This window comes from Dysgonomonas termitidis (assembly GCF_042654545.1).
Classification (GTDB): Bacteria; Bacteroidota; Bacteroidia; order Bacteroidales; family Dysgonomonadaceae; genus Dysgonomonas; species Dysgonomonas termitidis.
In genome coordinates this window covers 1-3,493 of sequence record NZ_JBHSGN010000047.1, presented here as the reverse complement: position 1 = coordinate 3,493, position 3,493 = coordinate 1, and the positions used below count along the sequence as shown (strand labels likewise).

Sequence of the window (3,493 nt, the reverse complement as noted above, 5' to 3'; positions counted from 1 at the left end):
TCATTCCGGGACATATGCTGCGCTCTTACAGGACAATATTAAAGTAAAGTAAGGATAGTATCCTGCCCGGAACAGAAGTTGCCCTGTTCAACTGCAGGTATTTAATTTATTGCTTGCAAATTGCTTTGTCTTGCTGGTGTGATACCTTTATTTTACCACTTTATTGCTTACATGTTGTCTGTTATTTTAGGATAGTTGCTTGCAAATTATCAAACCCTTATAATAATCGTCTATTTAGAGACAAGGATATCGTCTATAAAGAAATATCAGGATTTCGATATCCTTTCCACATATCCTATCTATTGCCTAATATCTTTTTCATATTAATTTAAACTTCCGTAAAACTTTTTACTGCGCATGCTTTTTTATGGATGTAGTTTTGTAAAGTTTTTGTTAAGGCCCTGAAGTTAACGAAGTGATTTTGTGAACTTCTTTTTTTGTTTAGATTGGGTTTGAATCTAAGAATAAAGCAAATAAGGCTGTAATCGAATCATTACAGCCTTATTTCTTTTACAAATTTTCCTCAAGTATTCTTCCGGTTTCCAATTTATATTGGCGGCGGTTATACCTCGCATGTTGCCAGGCACACTTTCGGAACCCTTTTGACCATCTCACAGGGAGTTCCGATAGAAACGGTCAGCCGGATGATGGGGCATACCAATATCAAGACAACCCAGATTTACGCTAAAATAACGAAAGAGAAAATCAGTCAGGATATGGAAATCCTTTCGCACAAACTGGAAAGTTTGGAAAAGCAGATTACGGAACGGATATGACTTTGAAACAGGGCAGACCTAAAGGTCTGCTTTGTTTTTCACTGTTTTCAAACAACTCACTGCAAAGGAAGTAATACTTTTGATACCAAACAGACACTACAAATAATTTTAAAATTATTGTATTTCAGCGTTTTAAAAATATTATTTGCAAATCGCTCTGAAAAAAAACACAAAAAAATTTGGTGAATAAAAAACTTGTTGTACTTTTGTGGAGTATTTGCTCTACAACTAAATGAAGGATAATAAAGAACATATATTAAAAAAGGCTTTCCTGCTCTTTATGCGAAAAAGCTATAAAGCCGTAACATTGAAAGATATAATACATGCGACAGGTCTTTCCAATGGCACGTTCTATTACTATTTTGAAAATAAGGAGCAACTTTTTAAAGAAGTGGTGGAACAGTATATGTTTAAACTGACACGCCAAACATTTGAAAACTCCCCCAAAGATTCCTTGTATAATTTTATCCGGCATGCGTTGAACAATTTCCAAAATATCTTCAATACATTACACAGAAACACGGAATCTGATTTGAATATGAATTTTTTCTCTTTCCTGTTTGAAGCATTAAGATATTTTCCCGAACTACAAGAAGAATTGCTAAAAATACAGGCGCAGGAAACGAATGCGTGGGTCAAAATTATAGGAATTGCAAAGAAAAACGGTGAGATAAGACAGGATATACCCGACGATGCTGCCGCTAAACTGTTTATCTATGCATCAGACGGTAATCGAATGGATTATGTTCTGGATAAGGATATTGAGGCGCTGAAATCCAGAATGGAAATTTTATGGAATGAACTTTATAATATATTAAGAGTATAATTTTTTTTGACAACAATAGAGTAAACACTCTATTGACTAATACAAACATTCAAATAAAATATATAAATAATTATGAATCAAAATGTATCAACTAAAAAACAGACAATGAGCATTTTCCCGAAGCTCAAAGATTGGCAGTTATTCGGAGTTTTACTTGTTATTCCGGTAATTCTTCAAACGGTAATCATCGCAATGGTTTTAACAAACAGCGATTTGGTACGGTTATCTTTCGGTTTTATGATTAATCCGGTAAGGATTGCCGATATGCTTTCAGCTATTCCTTCCGGATTGGTTATGGTAATTTCAGTCCTGACGATTGTATTTATCTCACTGATTTTCTGCTGGCTTTATTCGCTTGGAGTGAATCTTCACAGAAAACTCCCGGAAACGGCTGTACTGAAGTTGCCGGTATTCAAGGTATTTCTTTTTATATCAGCCGCTCATGAGATATTTGCTTCGATATGGATGTACTTTTTGTTTCTCGAAATTTCGTCAGGAGAAGCATTGGATATGAAAATGTTATCTATTACCACGCCATTGCACTTGATTTCAATGTGCTGTGCTTTTTATTGCTTTTATTTCATAGCAAAAGCATTGAAAAGCATCGAATTACAAAAACCTGCAACGTTTGCCGACTGCAAAGCGACATTTTTTCTGGTCTGGCTTTTTCCTGTAGGAATCTGGCTTATCCAGCCTAAAATAAATAAATTGTTTCAATGATAAAATATAATTGGCATGTGCATTAAAATAATAAAAATTATGATAACGTTTCTCATTTTTCTATTGATGAAGTTGTTATTCTTTCCATTCTGATGGAATCCAATCACTTATTTATTAACCATTTATTGATAAAAAGAATGAATAAATATTTTTTCTCACTAATAATTTTGGCGACCGTATTTACTCCTGTAAGCGCTCAGACGAAACTGACCTTTTATAAAGGAATCAAAGCGAATATCGCCTTATCGGATTACCATCCGATAAATACCGAAAGTAATCCGGGCATTGGTGCAACGCTTGGAAGCTACGATAAACTGGAAATCGGGGAACACTTTGCATTGCAAGGCGAATTTCTGTTCCGCTATGCGACTTCCAATATTCGTGATAATTCATCCGGTGGGATGAACAGATTCACCTACCGTGGAATTGAAGCGCACCTTTACGCAGTTAGTCAATTCAATAGCGGTTCAGGGAAAACTTTTGTAGGTATAGGCCCTTACACGGGGTATGGGCTTGATGCAAAAAAGTATCTGAATCGCTGGAATGTTGGCGCAGGGATTATTTTCGGCTATGAATTTGCCAATGGTATTTGCATTGACGCTGCATATCAAAGGGGATTTCCCGGCTTGCTGAGTACAGGTAACAATAAAGTAGCTATAAAGGCACAGGCTTTCAGTCTGGGATTGGGGTATAAGTTTCGTATTTTTAATTTCAAGCTGGATAAGAATAAAATAAGGAAAGCATTTTCTGATTAACTCTTGAAGAATTGCAAATTGCTCATTCGGCATAAAACAGAACTTCGGTCTGATTATTAATATTCTCTTTAATTTTTATGCTTATTGGTTGCAAAAATCTTATATCACTGTCTTTGTCCTTGTTATGCACAGGTAGCAGAACCAGGATAAATAATATAATAAAATTGCTCCTGTCTGTAACGGACAGCAAGGGATTATAAGCATTAACAAATATGATTTCCAAACAATTACATTGAATCCGCTTTACCAATTCCTGTATATATCAAATAAAACAGGATTGAAATACACAGACTATCCAATAATCTCTACTGTCCTGTTGCCTGTCAGTTGCTCCTGTTGCTTCCATCAGCTATAGGCAGCAACCCACCCAAGCTAAAAGCAACACCGGACAGCAACTACAACCGTAAAAACGGCCA

Annotated in this window: 3 protein-coding genes and 1 pseudogene; all 4 read left to right on the top strand. The window is 35.6% G+C overall.

The features are described from left to right. Nucleotides 1-566: 566 nt before the first annotated feature. Nucleotides 567-776 (top strand): annotated as a pseudogene (locus tag ACFO6W_RS05645) (tyrosine-type recombinase/integrase); the annotation flags it as partial. A 232-nt stretch (nucleotides 777-1,008) separates the two neighbouring features. Continuing rightward, nucleotides 1,009-1,602, top strand: coding sequence for a TetR/AcrR family transcriptional regulator (locus ACFO6W_RS05640; RefSeq protein ID WP_379994405.1), 594 nt, complete (start codon nucleotides 1,009-1,011; stop codon nucleotides 1,600-1,602). 72 nt (nucleotides 1,603-1,674) lie between these two features. Beyond that, nucleotides 1,675-2,322 carry a hypothetical protein gene (locus ACFO6W_RS05635; RefSeq protein WP_379994404.1) on the top strand — a complete coding sequence of 216 codons (648 nt, stop codon included), beginning with the start codon at nucleotides 1,675-1,677 and terminating at the stop codon, nucleotides 2,320-2,322. 137 nt (nucleotides 2,323-2,459) lie between these two features. Further along, nucleotides 2,460-3,077 (top strand): outer membrane beta-barrel protein, encoded by a 618-nt coding sequence (locus ACFO6W_RS05630; RefSeq protein ID WP_379994403.1) that lies wholly within the window; start codon nucleotides 2,460-2,462, stop codon nucleotides 3,075-3,077. Nucleotides 3,078-3,493: the final 416 nt, after the last annotated feature.

What these genes read in the sequence shown, in the direction of transcription:
- ACFO6W_RS05640 (WP_379994405.1), top strand. Translation starts at nt 1,009, where the DNA reads ATGAAGGATAATAAAGAACATATATTAAAAAAGGCTTTCCTGCTCTTT.
- ACFO6W_RS05635 (WP_379994404.1), top strand. Translation starts at nt 1,675, where the DNA reads ATGAATCAAAATGTATCAACTAAAAAACAGACAATGAGCATTTTCCCG.
- ACFO6W_RS05630 (WP_379994403.1), top strand. Translation starts at nt 2,460, where the DNA reads ATGAATAAATATTTTTTCTCACTAATAATTTTGGCGACCGTATTTACT.